Below are 16,117 nucleotides of genomic sequence, written 5' to 3'. Positions count from 1 at the left end.
CGGAGCCGCCGCGGAGGGGGCGGCGGCTCCGGAAGAGCACCACTTCGCATACGAGGGAGCTGGAACACATGACCACGGCCACGGCGATGGACGCCCGTACGTCCGAGGTGCTGTCGTACGAGGTGCTGCGCGACCGGCTGGCGGCGCAGGCCGGTGAACTGGCCCGGCGCGCGGAGGCCCTCAACACCGCCCGGATCGCCGAGTTCGGCGGAGCCGGACTCACGCTCTCGGGCTCCGAGCGCATCCGCACCGAGCACAGCCGCGTACCCCGCGACATCGTCGCCATCGGGGACGTGGTGCTCTTCGGCTACAACGGCGCCACCCACCTGGGGCGCGAGATGTCCGTCGGGGACGTGCTCGCCCTGTACGACCGCGACCTGAACCCGCTTCCCGAGGAATCGGTGCCCGGCCTCCTCGACGACCCCGGCTTCATCCGGGAGTTCGGCGCGCTGCACCGCTACTACCAGGGCGCGACTCTGCTCCAGCTCCGCCACGTCGACGGCAAGCTGCTGGCCGTCTTCCAGACCGGAGAGCAGGCCGAGGACATCCGCGTCCTGCGCTGGTCCCTCACCCCGTCCGGCGAGGCACGCTTCCTGGACGCCCAGGGCGAGCGCGACCACGTGTTCCCGCCCGCTCACGACGTCGAGTGGCGGGAGACCACCCGGGACGACCACGTCCTGGGCCGCCACCCCCACACCTCCATCGACGGGCGGCTCTTCGTCTCGACGGTCGGCGGCGTGCTCACCGTCAAGACCGACAACGACACCGAGACCGGCGAGGGCATCCACCGCGAGCCGGTCGACGAGCCGCTCCAGTCCCTCGCCGACGCCGAGATCGCCTACGCCACCGCGGGCACGCTGATCCTGCTGCGGATCCGCCCCTACAAGGAGGAGACCAGGCGCCACCTGGTCTTCAACACCGTCACGAACACCGTCGTCCGCCTCGACGGCATCGGCCGGTCCTGCCGCCGGCTCCCGGACGACGAGGGCATCGTCTTCCCCGGCGGCTACTGCCTCGCCTCGGGCACCGCGAAGACCTTCGACACGGACACGACGGACCTGGAATTCGAGAAGGCCGTGCGCTCTCCCAACGGCGAGGACGTCCTCTTCACCTTCCACGCCCGCGCAGAGGGACACGGCCTGCTGCTCTCCTACAACCTGATCCGCAAGGAGGTCGCCGCCCCCATCTCCTGCCACGGCCACGCCCTGTTCGACGACGGCGCTCTCGTCGTCCTGCGCGCCGGCGCCGCCGAGCCCGCCCGTATGCACCCCGTGCAGATCTGGCACACCCCCTACACCTCCGACACCTACGCCTCTTCCTCGGGAAACGGCCCGCTCGCCCGCATCGGCAACGCCGACCTGGTCCGGGGCATCGCCGACTGCCTGGCCATCGCCCGGCAGGCCACCGAGACCGGAGCCACGCCCACCGGGACGGTGTACGAGACGCTGCTCGCCGCCTGCGTCCGGGCCGCCGACCGGTTCCCCTGGCTCGTCGACCCGGAGACCGGGGACCTGGACAGCCCGCTGGAAGAGGTCCGGTCCACCGCCGCGCAGGTACTGGAGGAGTTCGCAAGCGTCCAGGCCCTCACCCGGCAGGCCGCGGACGCCCTCGCCGAAGCCGCTCAGGTCATAGCCCGGCTGGTCCGCCGCATCCGCGGCGAGGCCCCGGCCACCGCCGAGGAGTGGATCGACCGCATCACCGAACTGCGGCGAGCGCAGGGACACCTGATCACCCTCAAGGAGATGCGGTACGCCGACACCGAGGGCATCGAGACCCTGACCGCGGACGTGACGGCCGACATCGCCTCCGCCGCGCAGCGGGCCGTGGCCTTCCTCCGGCGTGAGGACGCCTTCACCGGCTACCAGGCCGAGGCCGAACAGTTCACCGCCGACGCCGAGGCGATCGTCACCGTCGCCGAAGCCGTCCCGGTCGGCGAACGGCTGGATGAACAAACCTTTGGCCTGCAGACTCTCGCCGAGGTCGTCTCGGGCCTGGAGACGGGCGACGCGACCGTGCGCACCGCGATCCTCAAGCGGATCGCCGAGGTCCTCGGGTCCGTGAACCGGGCCCGCGCCACGCTCACCGCCCGCCGCGCCGAGCTCCTCGACCGCGAAGGGCGGGCGGAGTTCGCGGTCGAGTTCGCGCTGCTGGGCCAATCCGTCACGGGCGCGCTGGCCGCGGCCGCCACGCCCGAGGACTGCGAAACCCAGCTCGCCCGCCTGCTGCTCCACCTGGAGAACCTGGAATCACGCTTCGTCGAGCACGACCGCTTCCTCGCCGAGATCACGGAGAAGAAGACCGAGGTCCACGACGCCTTCGCGGCGCGGCGGCAGACCCTTCAGGATGCCCGCGCCCGGCGCGCCGAGGCCCTGGCCGACTCCGCGCGCCGAGTGCTGGAGACCGTTGCCCGCCGGGCGTCGGCCCTGGAGAGCCTCGACGAGGTCAACACGTACTTCACTTCCGACCCGATGGCGGCCAAGGTCCGGCGTACGGCGGGCGAGCTGCGCGCATTGGGCGACCAGGTACGGGCGGAGGAACTGGAGGGCCGCCTGCTGGCCGCCCGGCAGGAAGCCGGACGTGCACTGCGTGACCGCAGCGAGCTGTTCGAAGCCGACGGCAAGACGATCCGTCTGGGCCGCCACCGCTTCGCCGTCACCAGCCAGGCCCCCGAGCTGACACTCGTACCGCACCCGGACGGCCTGGCATTCGCTCTGACCGGCACCGACTACCGCCGTCCCGTCACCGACCCGGAGTTCGCCACAAGCCGGCCCTACTGGGTGCGGACACTGCCCTCCGAGTCGCCCGAGGTGTACCGCGCCGAGTACCTGGCCGCACGGCTGCTGGCCGAGCACGGAGCCGAGACGCTCGCCGACGCAGACCTGGAGGCGCTCGTGCAGCGGTCCGCCGAAGCCGCGTACGACGAGGGATACGAACGCGGCGTCCACGACCACGACACCACCGCCCTCCTCCGCGTGCTGCTGCGCCTGCACGAGAACGCCGGACCGCTGCGCTACCCACCACACGAGCGCGCGGCGGCCACGCTGTTCTGGGCCCACGCGACGACGGAGGCGTCGCGCGACACGTACACGCGCCGCGCGATGTCGCTGGCGCGGGCGCGCGACACGTTCGGGCTCACGCCCGCCATCGACGGCCTGCGGGCCGAACTCGCCGCGGACATCGCCCGGTTCGCTGATGGGCAAACCGATCACTCACATGCGGCCCAATACCTCTTCGAGGAGCTGACCTCCGGCCCCGCCGGGTTCGCGGTGTCTGTTTCGGCCCGCACCCTTCTCGAGAAGTTTCACCGCAGCGTGGGCACTTCACCCTTCGACGAGGATCTCGCCGCCCTCCCGGACCTGACCGTACGCCGGCACCTCGTCGAGGGCTGGCTCACCTCCTACGCGGCCGCCTCAGGCGAGGACATCGACGCCGGCGACGTCGCCGAAGCCGCAACCGTCGAACTGTGCCCGGCGCTGGAACGCTACGACGCCAACGGCGAGACCACGGCGACCGTCACCGGACTGCTCGGAGCCCACCCGCGGATCACCGGGCGCTCCCTGCCCCTGCGCCTGGACGAGTTCCTCGCCCGGACGGCGGACTTCGCCGCCCACGCCGCCCCGGGCTTCCGCGCCTACCAGCAACGCCGCGCAGCCCTCCTCGCCTCCGAGCGCACCCTGCTGCGCGTCGACGCGTACCGGCCCCGGGTCATGTCCTCCTTCGTCCGGGGCCGCCTGGTGGACGAGGTCTACCTCCCCCTCGTCGGCGACAACCTCGCCAAACAGCTGGGGGCGGCCGGGGCCGCCAAGCGCACCGACAGCAGCGGTCTGCTGCTGCTCGTCTCACCGCCCGGCTACGGCAAGACCACGCTCATGGAGTACGTCGCCGAGCGCCTCGGGCTGCTCCTCGTCAAAGTGGACGGACCGGCGCTCGGCCACCACACCACCTCGCTCGACCCGGCCGAGGCCCCGGACGCCGCCTCCCGCCGGGAACTGGAGAAGATCATCTTCGCGCTGGAGGCGGGCAACAATGTCCTGCTGTACCTGGACGACATCCAGCACACCTCGCCGGAACTGCTCCAGAAGTTCATCCCGCTGTGTGACGCGACCCGGACCCTGAACGGCCGCGACCTGCGCGGCAAGCGCTTCGCCGTCTGCATGGCCGGCAACCCCTACACCGCGTCCGGACAGCGCTTCCACATCCCCGACATGCTCGCCAACCGCGCCGACGCGTGGAACCTCGGCGACGTCCTGACCGGCAAGGAGGAAGTCTTCGCACTCAGCTTCGTCGAGAACGCCCTGACATCGAACCCGGTCCTCGCCCCGCTGGCCGGATGCGACCGCGCCGACCTGCAACTCCTCGTACGGCTTGCCTCCGCAGACCCCACCGCCCACCGCGACCGGCTCACCCACCCGTATCCCCCGGCCGAACTGGACCGCATCCTCGCCGTGCTGCGCCACCTCCTCACTGCTCGGGAGACGGTCCTCGCGGTGAACGACGCCTACATCGCCTCGGCGTCCCAAATCGAGGCGAGCCGCACCGAACCGCCCTTCCAGCTCCAGGGCTCCTACCGCAGCATGAACAAGATCGCGGCCCGCATCTCGCCTGCCATGAACAACGCCGAGCTGACAGCCGTGATCGAGGACCACTACACCTCAGAGGCCCAGACCCTCACCACCGGAGCCGAGGCCAACCTCCTCAAGCTGGGCGTACTGCGCGGCACTCTCACCTCGGATCAGGCAGCCCGCTGGGCCGAGATCACCGCCTCGTACGTCCGCGCCCAGGCCCTCGGAGGCTCGGGGGACGACGCTCTGAGCCGGGCGGTGGCCGCGCTCGACCTGCTCGCCGACCGTGTGGCCGCCGTGGAGAGCGCCATCACCCGTGCGACGAACCCGCGCCACCTGCTCGCCCTCCCCGGAGGGCGACACGCGGCCCGGGACGAGCACGGCCCACGACCGTGAACACGGTTCCCCCGAACAAGAGAAGGGAAGGGTCATGGCCAAGCCGGTGCACGCGGCGATCGAGGACACCTGGCTCCACTGCCTGATCTGCCAGAGCGACGAGTTCCGCGAACGGGAGGTCAAGCTCAACAGCTTCGGGCTGGAGTTCCTGAAGCTCGCGTGGGCCGATGAATCGGCCACCGGACTCATCTGTTGGAACTGCGGCTACGTCCATCTTTTCGTGAACCGGGACATCCGGCTGCACCGCGTCAGGAAGTAGGGCTCGCCTACGGACGCATCGCCCCGGCCGACTCTCGCAGAGTCATTGAGATCCGGAGTGACGGCCGTGATCACGTGCGAAGGCGTCGAAAACCTCGCGCGCCGCGTCCTGGGTATGCAGGAAGCGCTCGTCGAGGATCGCGGCCAGGTCGTCCAGCGCGGCTCTGAGCACGGCGGCGGAGAGCCTCACATCAGGGTGGCGGGCACCGGCTGCCTGGTCCGCCAGATTCATCGCGCCGGTGATCTGGCGGGCCAGGGACGTGCGGTCGTCACCGTCGAAGAAGTAGTACGACTCCGCGTACTGAAGGAAGTCGACCGAGACGACGGACACCCCGGCGGCCAGGCTGGCGAGGATCGCCGCGCCTGCGTCGGCGTCGATCTGTTCCGTCGTGGGATGGGTGCGGGCGAGATGCGACAGGCGAAGGGCGAGGGCGCGGCGGCGGGCAAGCGCCGGGTAGATGCCGAGTGTCCACGCGACCGTCGCGCTCAGGAGGGCGAAGCCGACCAGGGCTTCCAACGGCGCGAGGATGCGCAGCCAGCCCTCGGCGGGCGCGATGTCTCCGAGGCCGAGGGTGGAGACATGCACCAGGGACACGTACACCGCGTCCAGGAATCCCGCGTGGTCGGCGGGGCGCAGACCGGAGGTGTAGGCGAACGCCTCCGGCATGTGCGGCCAGTAGATCAGGGCCCATCCCACGACCGCGGTCAAGGCCCACAGCGCGACCACGGCCACCATGGCGACGGGGCCGGCCAGCCCGGAGGCCCGACGGCGCCGGGTCAGCGATGGCGACATCCGCCACAGCCCCGTCATGACCAGGCGGCTGACCCCGCCGTGGCGCGTGGGGTGCCAGAGGGTGTGGAACACGTCCCTCAGGACGACCAGCACCAGGGCCGCACCCGTGGCGGTGACCAGCCAGCCCATCCCGGCCCCTTCCCGGCTCGTACGACTGCGACTTCAGGCCTACGGACCCGCGGCTGACAAGCCGTCAAGAGCCGTCAAGAGCCTTCAGGAGTCGCGGATGAAGCGGGTGAGGGCGGTTGCGTAGTCCTGCGGGTGGGTGACGTGCGGGATGTGGCCCGCCCCTGTGAAGACGTTCCACTGGGCCCGGGGGACGGCCGAGGCAATCCGGTCGAGGACCGTCCTGAACCACGCCGGGCTCTCGGTACCGGAACTGAGCAGCAGGGGGGTGGTGCGGGCGGCGAGGCCGCCCAGGTCCAGTTCGGCCCAGCAGGGATCCTGCTGCTCGTCCAGCCACGTCTGCGCGTGCCGGACGAACGTCTGGCGCATGCCGTCCGGCATCTGGTCCCACATGCCGCACCCCAGGGCGATCTCCTCGACGAAGAGCCGGGCGCCCGGCTCGTCCTCGTTCTTTCGCAGGTGGTCGAGCACGGCGTCGGTGGCGGTCAGCATCTGCTGGAGCCCGGCGAGCGCCTCGGCGTCGTCGCCGACGATCCCGACGAGCGGCGGCTCGTGCACCAGGATGCTGCGGAACAGCTCGGGGCGCCGGGCTGCCAGCCCCAGGACGATGGAAGCGCCGAAGGAGTTGCCCGCCACGTGCGCGTGGCCCGATGCCACCTGCTCGATGACCGCGGCGAGATCGTCCTCGTCCTGCCGCCGGGTGCCCTGGCCGGGGGCGTCGCCGCTCCGGCCATGGCCGCGCCGGTCGTAGGTGATCACCCGGCAGGAGGCCCGGAGGTCGGCCTCGATGGCGAGGGTCCAGCTGTTGTGATCGTTCCAGGAGCCGTGCACGAGCACCAGCGACTCTCCCCCTCCGGTCTCCTCGTAGAAGAGGGCCACGCCGTCGGAGTCGGCCTGGGGCATCGCACATCCCTTCCCTTCGGGGGCGGATGAGATCAGCGCGCACGTCAGTGAGTCTGCCCGCCCTGTGCCTGTCTACCAAGGGGAGCTCCGGGGCAGCCGGTGCCGCGCCGGACCACCACGCCACAGGCCGATGGCCGCCGGGCTTTCGATGACCGTCCGGGAGAACCCTCGGAGAGCAGAAGGTGGCCGCGGTCGCGGCCAGGTCCGAACCCGCACTCCGCTAGCGTTCGCTCAGAGACACCTCAGATCCGGATAACGATCGCATCACCGAACCTGGCGAAATGCCGCATAGCCGCCTGGAATGTGACTCGCATCACTAAAGATCCCGTAAAGAGCGTGCTATGAATGCGCAACTCCGTTTTCGGCACCACCCCTCGCCGGATCGCGGAGTGCCGGCTCGCACCGGCTTTGCACGGCCAGGGAGGGTCACGGTCCGAGTCCGCGGACCAAGACGCCCGGGGTCGCCGATCGGACAACGGCGTTCACTCAAAGCCCGCATTCATACCGACGCACCGCACTGCGCCGGTTCTGCGTATCGAGGTAAAAGCCAGATGTCACTCGACACCATCACCAACTCCGTCGACGAAGCCGTCAGCGAATTCTTCGAGCCCATCGCCAAGTGGCTCGGAGACGTCGTCTTCTACTCCGTCCCCGTGGCCGGCACCCAGCTCCCGCTGATCGTCGCCTGGCTCGTGGTCGCCGGCCTGGTCTTCTCCGGCTGGTTCGGGCTGGTCCAGATACGCAAGTTCCGCCTCGCGGTGGACGTGGTGCGCGGCAAGTACGACGAGAAGGGCTCGGCCGGCGAGGTCAACCACTTCCAGGCGCTGACCGCGGCCGTCTCAGGCACGGTCGGCCTGGGCAACATCGCCGGTGTCGCCGTCGCCGTGTCGATCGGTGGCCCGGGCGCGACGTTCTGGATGATCCTCTGCGGTCTGCTGGGCATGGCGACGAAGTTCGTCGAGGTGACGCTCGGTGTGAAGTACCGCGAGGTGCACGCCGACGGCACTGTGTCCGGCGGCCCGATGCACTACCTGCCCAAGGGCCTGGCCGAGCGCTTCGGCGCCAAGGGCCTGAAGCTGGGCAAGGTGCTGGGTGTCCTCGCCTCCGCGATGATCCTCTTCTTCGGCCTCTTCGGCGGCAACCTCTTCCAGGTCAACCAGTCCTACGCCCAGCTCGTCTCCGTCACTGGCGGCGAGGGCGGCATGATGGGCTCCTCCTCCGGCGCCCTGTTCTTCGGCATCCTCATCGCCGCGATCGTCGGCGTCGTCCTCCTCGGCGGCATCCGCTCCATCGCCTCCGTGACCAGCAGGCTGGTCCCTGCGATGGCCGGCATCTACATCGCCGCCTGCCTGGTCGCCATCGGCGTCAACGTCTCCGCGGTGCCGTCGGCGATCTCCTCGATCATCGAGGGCGCGTTCAACCCGCAGGGCGTCGCCGGCGGTGTCCTCGGAGCTCTGATCGTCGGCTTCAAGCGGGCCGCGTTCTCCAACGAGGCCGGTCTCGGCTCCGCGCCGATCGCGCACTCCGCGGTCAAGACCAAGCACCCCGCCAGCGAGGGCCTGGTCGCCTTGCTGGAGCCGTTCATCGACACCGTCGTGATCTGCACCATGACCGCCCTGACGATCGTCATCGCCAACCCCGCCAGCTGGGCCGAGGCCCGCAAGGACGGCGGCGTCGGCGGCGTGACCATCACCTCGGACGCCTTCGGCACGGTCCTGCCCTGGTTCCCGTACATCCTCACCATCGCGGTGATGCTGTTCGCCATCTCCACCGTGCTGACCTGGGGCTACTACTGCATGAAGGCTTGGACGCACCTCTTCGGACGCAGCAGGACCAGCGAGCTGACCTTCAAGATCTTCTACACCCTGTTCGCCGTCGCCGGCTCGCTCCTCACCCTGCAGACCCTGATCGACATGGCCGACGCGGTGCTCTTCATGCTCGCCGTCATCAACATCATCGGCCTCTACCTGCTGGCCCCCGTGGTCAAGCGGGAGCTCAACACCTTCCTCGACTTCGTCCGCCGCCGCGACGCCGGCCAGGACAGCGAAGCCGACGAGGACGAAGACCAGGAGCCGGTGAAGATCACCGTCTGACCGCCCCCGCGGCCCGGCTCCTGAGCGGGTCCGTACACACCTCGCGCCTTGGTGTGTACGGACCCGCTCACCCTTGTTTTTGCAGGTGAGGAGCCCCCTGGCGGCATCGGTGGATGGTCGATAGGGTGTAAAGAACGCGTCAAGACGGCCACCATGCCGCAGCGCGGGGTGTGCCGGGAAGTCTGGTCGGCGTCCTAGGGGCCGTGTGCCCATTTCCTGCCGACGCCCCGGAGGTACCCCCGTCATGACCCCACCGCGCCAGCGCACCCTGTTCGGGCTACTGCCCTGGCCCGAGCGTCAAGCCGTCGCCGAAGCCCTGCGCACCGAGACCATCGGCGGCATGGTCCTGCTGGCCGCCGCGGTGGTGGCGCTGGTCTGGTCGAACACCCCCTGGAGCGGGGCGTACGAGCAGATACGCGACTTCCACTTCGGCATACCCGCACTCGGCCTGGACCTCTCCGTCGGGCACTGGACCGCCGACGGGCTCCTCGCCGTCTTCTTCCTCGTCGCCGGCATCGAGCTCAAGCGCGAACTCGTCGTCGGCGAGCTGCGCACCCCCGCCACCGCCGCCCTGCCCGTCATCGCAGCCCTCTGCGGCATGGCCGTACCCGCAGCGCTGTACGCCGCCACGGCCGGGGCCGGAGGCGGCAGCCTCGACGGCTGGGCCGTCCCCATGGCCACCGACATCGCCTTCGCGCTGGCCGTCCTCGCGGTCATCTCCACCCACTTGCCCGCCGCGCTGCGGGCCTTCCTGCTGACCCTGGCCGTCGTGGACGACCTCGGCGCCATCCTGATCATCGCGGTCTTCTTCACCTCCGACCTGAACCTCTGGGCGCTCGGCGGGGCCTTCGCCGGACTGGTCGTCTTCTACCTTCTCCAGAGGTTCCGGGTGCGCGGCTGGTGGTGGTACGTACCGCTGGGCATCGCGATCTGGGCTCTGATGTACAACAGCGGCATCCACGCCACCGTCGCCGGCGTCGCCATGGGCCTCATCCTGCGCACCACCCGCGACAAGGGCGAGGCCACCTCCCCGGGGGCCCGCGTTGCACACCTGGTGCACCCGTTCTCCGCGGGCGTCGCCGTGCCGCTCTTCGCGCTCTTCGCGGCCGGTGTCACCATCTCCGGGGACGCGCTGGCCGAGGTGTTCACCGGCCCCGAACCGCTCGGCGTCGTCATCGGCCTCGTCGCCGGCAAGATCCTCGGCATCTTCCTCGGCACCTACCTCGCGGCCCGATTCACCAAAGCGCAGCTCAACCCCGACCTCGCCTGGGCCGACGTCCTCGGCCTCTCCGTCCTGGCCGGCATCGGCTTCACCGTCGCCCTCCTCATCGGTGAACTCGCCTTCCCCGGCGCAGCCGTCGGCGAGCACGTCAAAGCCGCCGTCCTGATCACCTCACTCACCGCGGCCGTGCTCGCCGCCGTCCTGCTCCGGCGCCGGAACAAGATCTACCGGCGCCTGTACGAGGAGGAGACCCTCGACGCCGACGCCGACGGCATCCCCGACATCTACCAGCGCACCCCCGCCACGACGACGACCGGCGCCAACGGCTGACGCGAAGGAGAGGCAGGTGGGGTCAACGCTCCTGGGGCTGGCAATCGTCATCGCCGCCCTCGTGATCAGGACAGCGATCACCGAGCTGCGAGATCCCGGGGCCGGACGTCGGCAGTGGCGATTTCTGCGGGATCCGCGAGCGCTGGTGGCCGGGGTGGTGGTGGCGTTTATCCTCGCCCTGGCCGGCTGGCGGTCGGCCGGGGTGCCGGCCCTGCCCTGGGCGTTGCTGGCGGGGGCCTTGGGCGCATTCGTCATCGGCGGACGCCCGCCCCCGGACTGACCCTCGCACGGCCGTCGGCGGCAGACGCTCTCGGCTGCCGCCATGAGGCGTTCAAGCAGCGCGCCGCTGTGATCACCCCCTGTAGTCGACGTCGGCCTGGCCCGTGCTCGACCACGGCGACGAACGGGCTGCGCGTACTGGCGATCACATCGGGGTCCCGCTCGCCGACCGCGACACAGCGGTCACCGTCCGGGGTCCATGAGCATGGGCGCGGCGCGGCCGGGCAGTCGTCTATCGTCCACGCGTCGGCCAGTTGCGACGTCTCCTGGAGGGCAGCGGTGAGGAACAAACCCAGCGCGGAGACGACGAGGAAGACAATCCCGGCCACCATCCGCCAGTCACGACGCCGCGTGCTGTCGGGAAGGTCACTGCCCCGATCTTTGTCCGGACCGTCGGCGACCTGTTGAGAGTCGGCGCCGTCCCTGTTCGGGATGGGCTGCCCGTACAGGCTTGTTCGTACCCCAAGTGCTGGCCTTCTCCCCGCAGGGGAACCCGGTTCTGTACCCACGCCTCGATTCATGGGAGGCTGGGCCACATCTCTCCCCCTCCCTGCCAGGAGACACCTCATGACCCGCCGTTCCCGGACCGGGCAGACTTCGCCGCTCTTCGCCTTCGGGGCCGTCCTGACCGGCGTCGGCGCGGCCCTGTACGTGCTGCCCAGTCCTGCAATGCCGCTGCTCGCTCTCGGGGCGTTCGTAGTGGCGGCTACGGCGGCGGTGTGGGTCTCCGCCCGGCACCGCTGATCGTGCGGCTCCCGACACGGACCTATCCGGCAGTGCACTGCCGGAGACGGGCAGCGTTCACGCACCCCTGACACCGGTGGCGGCGTCCCGAACTGCGCGTGCCACCCTGGTTCCCGCGTCAACGAGGCGTCATGATCGGGGGAAGCCTTGGGCAGCAGGGAAGTACGGGAAGAGCATCTGGCAGGGTACGCCGAGGTCCTGCTGGGAGTGTGTGCCACCGGGCGTCGGCTCACCCGCGCCGAGCTGGACTCCCGGCGGGCGCAGGGGGAGCAGGCGGCCGAAGCCGGGCTGCCGTTGCGAGGGCTCATCCGGGATCACTTGTCCGTGGCGCAGGAGGTGCTTCCGACGGTGTCCTCCGGGGCGGCGGGTTGCCTGTTGGCTGCGGTCGGGCAGGCGGTGGACGCCTTCGCCGAGGGATACGAGCGTTCGCAGCACCACTCGGTCCGGCAGGAGGAGGCCGCGCGCCGGGAGTTCATCGACGACCTGCTCTACGGGCGCAGTGACCTGGGCCGGCTGGCGGAGCGGGCCGAACGCTTCGGGCTGCGCCTGTCCCAGGCGCACGCGGTGGCGGTGGCCGCCGGGCCTGAACCGTACGGTGACGGATACCCGGTGGCCCGCGGCATCGAGTCGGCGGTCCTGGCCCGGTTCGCGGGCCGGCAGATCCTGCTGACGACGAAGGACGGGCGGCTGATCTGTGTGGCCCCCGGGGATCAGCCGGATGTGCTGGCGTACTTCGCGAAGCAGGCGTACGCGGCCACGGACGGCGGCCGGGTCGCGATAGGCCGCTCCCACTCGGGCGCGGGCGGGGTCGTCCATTCCTACGAGGAGGCGCTGAACGCGCTCGACCTCGCCGAGCGGATGGGCCTGGGAGGGCCCGTACTTCATGCCGCTGACCTCCTGGTCTACCCGGTCCTGACGCGGGACCGGCAGGCCATGGCGGACCTGGTGGAGAGCGTACTCGGGCCGCTGCGCAAGGGGCGCGGCGGGCCCCAGGCCTTCATCGATACCCTGACCGCGTACTTCGACAGCGGCTGTGTGGCGACCGAGGCCGCCCGCCGGCTCTCCTTGAGTGTGCGGGCGCTGACCTACCGGCTGGAGCGCATCCACAACCTGACCGGCGCCGACCCGGCCGACTCCGTGAACCGGTACACGCTCCAGACGGCGGTGATCGGCGCCCGGCTGCTGGGCTGGCCTGGATCCGAAGCGTGAGACCGACCTTCAGCGAGTGCGGGGCGTGTGGGCCGCACGGCGTTCGCGGATGCGGCGGCGCAGCCAGTGGGCTGCTTCGCCAAGGGATATGAGGAGGGCGGCGCTGGCGGCGCATGCCGTCAGCGCGGCCGGTGCGTGCCGGATCTGGCCTCCGCCCCACAGGACGATGGTGGGCGCCGCCCACCAGAGGCCTATCGAGATCGCTTCCGCACGCCGGTTCGGCATCTGAAGGGTGCTCCGTTCTCGCTCCGAAGGCAGGGGCCGTTTCTCAGGCGAGGGCGAAGTAGCGCAGCCACAGGTAGAGGGCCGAAACGGCGATCGTGACGGTGGTGACGATGAGGCCGTATTTGGTGAACTGCCAGAAGGTGATGGGCTGTCGGTTGCGTTCGGCGATGCCGAGGACGACGACGTTGGCGGAGGCGCCGATGGCGGTGGCGTTGCCACCCAGGTCCGCGCCGAGGGCGAGGGCCCACCACATGACGTGGTCGGGGTTGCCTCCCATCTCGGTGGCGAGCTGGCTGGTGATGGGGGCCATGGTGGCGACGTAGGGGATGTTGTCGACGATCCCCGACAGGACGGCGGAGCCGCCGAGCATCAGCATGGAGCCGCCCAGCTCGTTCCCGCCGATGGTGTCCGCGAGGGCGCTGCCGAGGTCGCCGATGACGCCCACCTCGATCAGGGCGCCCACCATGATGAACAGGCCCGCGAAGAAGGCCAGGGTGGGCCACTCGACCTCGCCCAGCACCTCGCCGGTCTCGACCTTGGAGATCGCGATGAGCAGGCCGGCGCCAAGGAGGGCGACGACGCTGGGTTCGTAGTGCAGGACGGGGTGCAGGACGAACCCGGCGACGACCAGGGCGAGGACGCCCAGGCCCTGGGCGAGCAGTCGCGGGTTGGTGATGGCCTCGCGTTCGCGCAGCTCCATGATTTCGGGGGCGCGCTTCTCGTCGTAGACGAAGTACTTGGCGAACATGACCCGGCACAGCGCGACCAGGACCGCTATCAGGACCGCGCACAGCGGCGCGAGGCGGACGAGGAAGTCGTTGAAGGTGAGTCCGGCCCGGCTGGCGATGATGATGTTGGGCGGGTCACCGACGAGCGTGGCAGTGCCGCCCACGTTCGAGGCGAAGACCTCGGCGAGCAGGAACGGCATGGCCGGCAGCTTCAGCCGGTTGCACACCAGCAGAGTGACGGGGGCGACCAGGAGCACGGTGGTGACGTTGTCCAGGAGTGCCGAGGCCACGGGTTTCCCGAGATGCCGATCGGCCTCGCCTGCCTCACCACGGGTCTGGTGATGGTGGGCTCGGGAGTCGGCCAGCCCGGACGCACGGGCCCGTAAACACGGTCGGTGCTGACGTGGTCCGGGACCTCGGGCACTTGCGTGAAAGATGAACGACAGTGAAGGCTAGGGTGAAATCGGCATCCGCCCCTGCCTGACGGTCCACACCTGTGCTCCGTCACCTCGGGTGCCCAGGACGGCACCGTTTCGTGAGGTGGCAGACCGAATGCTTCGTCTTTCCCCCGTCCCGCTTCCGGCTGCGCTGCGCCGGATGGTCCGCGCGGCACGGGAGCACTCCTCGAAGGTACCCTCGCGGCCCGGACCGTCGCGGCGGGAGCGGCTTCAGGATCAGGCGGCGGGGCGAGCACGGACTCGTGAGGACGAGCTGCTGGAGACCCTGCCGGGCGTGGTCCGGTACCGCGCCCGTCTCGCCCTAGTTCGCGACGACCTGCTGCCCGCTGCAGCGCGGGACGCGAATCTGCGGATGACGGCCGAGGCGCTTGAGGCGGCCGGTATCGCGTACGGGCTGGTGCCCGACGGAGGTCCGGCTCACCGGGTGGTCATCGCTCCCGGAGGTCGCTCCGCCGTACTGGAGGCGTGTGCCGCCGCCTTCGCCGGCCGGGCCGTCTACGCCCGGCTGCTGGGCGACGGCGAACTCGGCGACGTCCTGGCCGAAAGGCTGCCGCATGCCGTCGCCACCACCGAGACCGATCCTCAAGCCAAGGTCAAGGGCATTTGTCTGTTCAACGCGTCGTGACCTCCGGCCGAACCCTGCGCTACGGCGCCGGGCTCGGCTGCGATCTCGAGTTCTGGGACCCCTCCACCTCCGGCGAGGGGGGCGTCGCCTCTCTGCGCGAGACGCCGTACGGCTGGTGGGTGCCCTCGATGGCCGCCACCACCGTCCGGCGCATCGGTGATCGGGACTATCCCGTGGTCGACGTCTTCGCAGGCCGGTTCCCCCACGACATCGACTTCCCCATCGATGCCGTGATCAGCTGGGTGGACTCCGCCGACCCTGCCTGGCGCCGCAGGCGCGATCTGGCGGCGGCTTCGGCGGGAGCCGCCCGGTCGCCCCACGTGGACGACGCGGAGCACCGGTACCGCGACCGCGGGGAGCTGCGCTACTGCCTGCGCTCCATCGCCGCCTACGCGCCCTGGATCCGGCGCATCTTCCTCGTCACGGACCAGCAGATCCCGAACTGGCTGGCCGCAGGTCATCCGCACGTCACCGTGGTGGACCACCAGGATCTCTTCGCGGACCCCGGCGGCCTGCCCGTGTTCAACTCCCACGCCATCGAGAGCCAGCTGCACCGCATTCCGGACCTCGCCGAGCACTTCTTGTACTTCAACGACGACATCTTCCTCGGCCGGCCACAGCAGCCGCAGCACTACTTCCTTCCGTCCGGCCTGCCCAAGGTGTTCCACGACCGGCGCGCGGTGCCGCCGGCCCTCCCGGAATCGGACGACGACGTCTTCAGCGCCTCGCAGAGAGTGACCCGGCAGGCCGTAGAAGAGGCCGCCGACCGCACGTACCCGTACATCCTGGCGCACGCCCCGTACCCGCTGCGCCGCTCTCTCTACGCCCGCGTCGAGGAAGTCCTGCCGGGCCGGCTCGACGTCACCGGCCGCTCGGTCTTCCGCAAGGCCACGGACCTCGCGCCGGTCACGCTCGCCGCGCACCTGGCCCTGGCCGAAGGCCGGGCCGTCGAGGGCGACCTGAGCCACGTGTACCTCACCACCGACCGGCCTGGGGCCATTGAACGGCTGCCGGATCTGGTCCACGACCGTGGCGTCGATGCCTTCTGCCTCGCCGACGATGCCGGCACCGCGCTCTCGTCGAAGGAGCAGCACCGCGCGGTCACCGCGTTTCTTGAGGCTTACTTCCCGGTGCCTTCCCCCTACGAAGAACCGTGTTGAGACGGG

Annotated in this window: 13 protein-coding genes; 9 read left to right on the top strand and 4 right to left on the bottom strand. The window is 70.3% G+C overall.

What is annotated here, in order from left to right; translation table 11 throughout:
* Window positions 1–68: 68 nt before the first annotated feature.
* Entirely contained in the window at window positions 69–4,958 is a 4,890-nt protein-coding gene (locus ACIA8F_RS19845; RefSeq protein ID WP_399380339.1) for a DNA repair ATPase, read from the top strand.
* Between the two features lie 34 nt (window positions 4,959–4,992).
* Window positions 4,993–5,217 carry a hypothetical protein gene (locus ACIA8F_RS19840; protein WP_399380337.1) on the top strand — a complete coding sequence of 75 codons (225 nt, stop codon included), beginning with the start codon at window positions 4,993–4,995 and terminating at the stop codon, window positions 5,215–5,217.
* A gap of 42 nt (window positions 5,218–5,259) precedes the next feature.
* On the opposite strand, the gene ACIA8F_RS19835 is transcribed toward ACIA8F_RS19840, so the two are convergent.
* Both ACIA8F_RS19835 and ACIA8F_RS19830 read right to left on the bottom strand, forming a co-directional pair.
* Window positions 5,260–6,138: a potassium channel family protein gene (locus tag ACIA8F_RS19835; protein WP_399380335.1), complete on the bottom strand. Its 879-nt coding sequence runs from the start codon at window positions 6,136–6,138 to the stop codon at window positions 5,260–5,262.
* Window positions 6,139–6,222: 84 nt separating this feature from the next.
* A complete protein-coding gene (locus ACIA8F_RS19830; protein ID WP_399380333.1) occupies window positions 6,223–7,038 on the bottom strand; it encodes an alpha/beta fold hydrolase in 816 nt (271 codons plus the stop codon).
* A 551-nt stretch (window positions 7,039–7,589) separates the two neighbouring features.
* On the opposite strand from ACIA8F_RS19830, the gene ACIA8F_RS19825 reads away from it, so the two are divergent.
* From ACIA8F_RS19825 to ACIA8F_RS19805, 5 genes are all read left to right on the top strand, one after another.
* Window positions 7,590–9,131: an alanine/glycine:cation symporter family protein gene (locus ACIA8F_RS19825; protein WP_399380331.1), complete on the top strand. Its 1,542-nt coding sequence runs from the start codon at window positions 7,590–7,592 to the stop codon at window positions 9,129–9,131.
* A 244-nt stretch (window positions 9,132–9,375) separates the two neighbouring features.
* On the top strand, window positions 9,376–10,683 hold the full coding sequence (gene nhaA, locus ACIA8F_RS19820) for a Na+/H+ antiporter NhaA (protein ID WP_399380329.1): 1,308 nt from the start codon (window positions 9,376–9,378) through the stop codon (window positions 10,681–10,683).
* A gap of 16 nt (window positions 10,684–10,699) precedes the next feature.
* Window positions 10,700–10,963 (top strand): hypothetical protein, encoded by a 264-nt coding sequence (locus ACIA8F_RS19815; protein ID WP_399380327.1) that lies wholly within the window; start codon window positions 10,700–10,702, stop codon window positions 10,961–10,963.
* A gap of 566 nt (window positions 10,964–11,529) precedes the next feature.
* The gene (locus ACIA8F_RS19810; protein ID WP_399380325.1) at window positions 11,530–11,706 is read left to right on the top strand and encodes a hypothetical protein; all 177 of its coding nucleotides are present in this window, start codon (window positions 11,530–11,532) and stop codon (window positions 11,704–11,706) included.
* A gap of 147 nt (window positions 11,707–11,853) precedes the next feature.
* Window positions 11,854–12,915, top strand: coding sequence for a PucR family transcriptional regulator (locus tag ACIA8F_RS19805; protein ID WP_399380323.1), 1,062 nt, complete (start codon window positions 11,854–11,856; stop codon window positions 12,913–12,915).
* Between the two features lie 9 nt (window positions 12,916–12,924).
* On the opposite strand, the gene ACIA8F_RS19800 is transcribed toward ACIA8F_RS19805, so the two are convergent.
* Entirely contained in the window at window positions 12,925–13,140 is a 216-nt protein-coding gene (locus ACIA8F_RS19800; protein ID WP_399380321.1) for a hypothetical protein, read from the bottom strand.
* 43 nt (window positions 13,141–13,183) lie between these two features.
* Window positions 13,184–14,158: an SLC13 family permease gene (locus tag ACIA8F_RS19795; RefSeq protein WP_399380319.1), complete on the bottom strand. Its 975-nt coding sequence runs from the start codon at window positions 14,156–14,158 to the stop codon at window positions 13,184–13,186.
* Window positions 14,159–14,600: 442 nt separating this feature from the next.
* On the opposite strand from ACIA8F_RS19795, the gene ACIA8F_RS19790 reads away from it, so the two are divergent.
* Both ACIA8F_RS19790 and ACIA8F_RS19785 read left to right on the top strand, forming a co-directional pair.
* Complete coding sequence (locus tag ACIA8F_RS19790; protein WP_399380317.1) at window positions 14,601–14,951, top strand: hypothetical protein; 351 nt, start codon at window positions 14,601–14,603, stop codon at window positions 14,949–14,951.
* The gene (locus ACIA8F_RS19785; RefSeq protein WP_399380315.1) at window positions 14,948–16,111 is read left to right on the top strand and encodes a Stealth CR1 domain-containing protein; all 1,164 of its coding nucleotides are present in this window, start codon (window positions 14,948–14,950) and stop codon (window positions 16,109–16,111) included. The genes ACIA8F_RS19790 and ACIA8F_RS19785 overlap by 4 nt, the downstream gene beginning before the upstream one ends.
* Window positions 16,112–16,117 lie beyond the last annotated feature (6 nt).

It is taken from the genome of Streptomyces sp. NPDC051563, assembly GCF_044454225.1.
Classification (GTDB): Bacteria; Actinomycetota; Actinomycetes; order Streptomycetales; family Streptomycetaceae; genus Streptomyces.
This window is presented reverse-complemented; position numbering and strand designations above follow the sequence as displayed.

Excerpts from the sequence above, each read along its gene's own strand:
- ACIA8F_RS19840 (WP_399380337.1), top strand. The coding sequence starts at position 4,993 with ATGGCCAAGCCGGTGCACGCGGCGATCGAGGACACCTGGCTCCACTGC.
- ACIA8F_RS19845 (WP_399380339.1), top strand. The coding sequence starts at position 69 with ATGACCACGGCCACGGCGATGGACGCCCGTACGTCCGAGGTGCTGTCG.
- nhaA (WP_399380329.1), top strand. The coding sequence starts at position 9,376 with ATGACCCCACCGCGCCAGCGCACCCTGTTCGGGCTACTGCCCTGGCCC.
- ACIA8F_RS19810 (WP_399380325.1), top strand. The coding sequence starts at position 11,530 with ATGACCCGCCGTTCCCGGACCGGGCAGACTTCGCCGCTCTTCGCCTTC.
- ACIA8F_RS19835 (WP_399380335.1), bottom strand. The coding sequence starts at position 6,138 with ATGGGCTGGCTGGTCACCGCCACGGGTGCGGCCCTGGTGCTGGTCGTC.
- ACIA8F_RS19825 (WP_399380331.1), top strand. The coding sequence starts at position 7,590 with ATGTCACTCGACACCATCACCAACTCCGTCGACGAAGCCGTCAGCGAA.
- ACIA8F_RS19830 (WP_399380333.1), bottom strand. The coding sequence starts at position 7,038 with ATGCCCCAGGCCGACTCCGACGGCGTGGCCCTCTTCTACGAGGAGACC.
- ACIA8F_RS19800 (WP_399380321.1), bottom strand. The coding sequence starts at position 13,140 with ATGCCGAACCGGCGTGCGGAAGCGATCTCGATAGGCCTCTGGTGGGCG.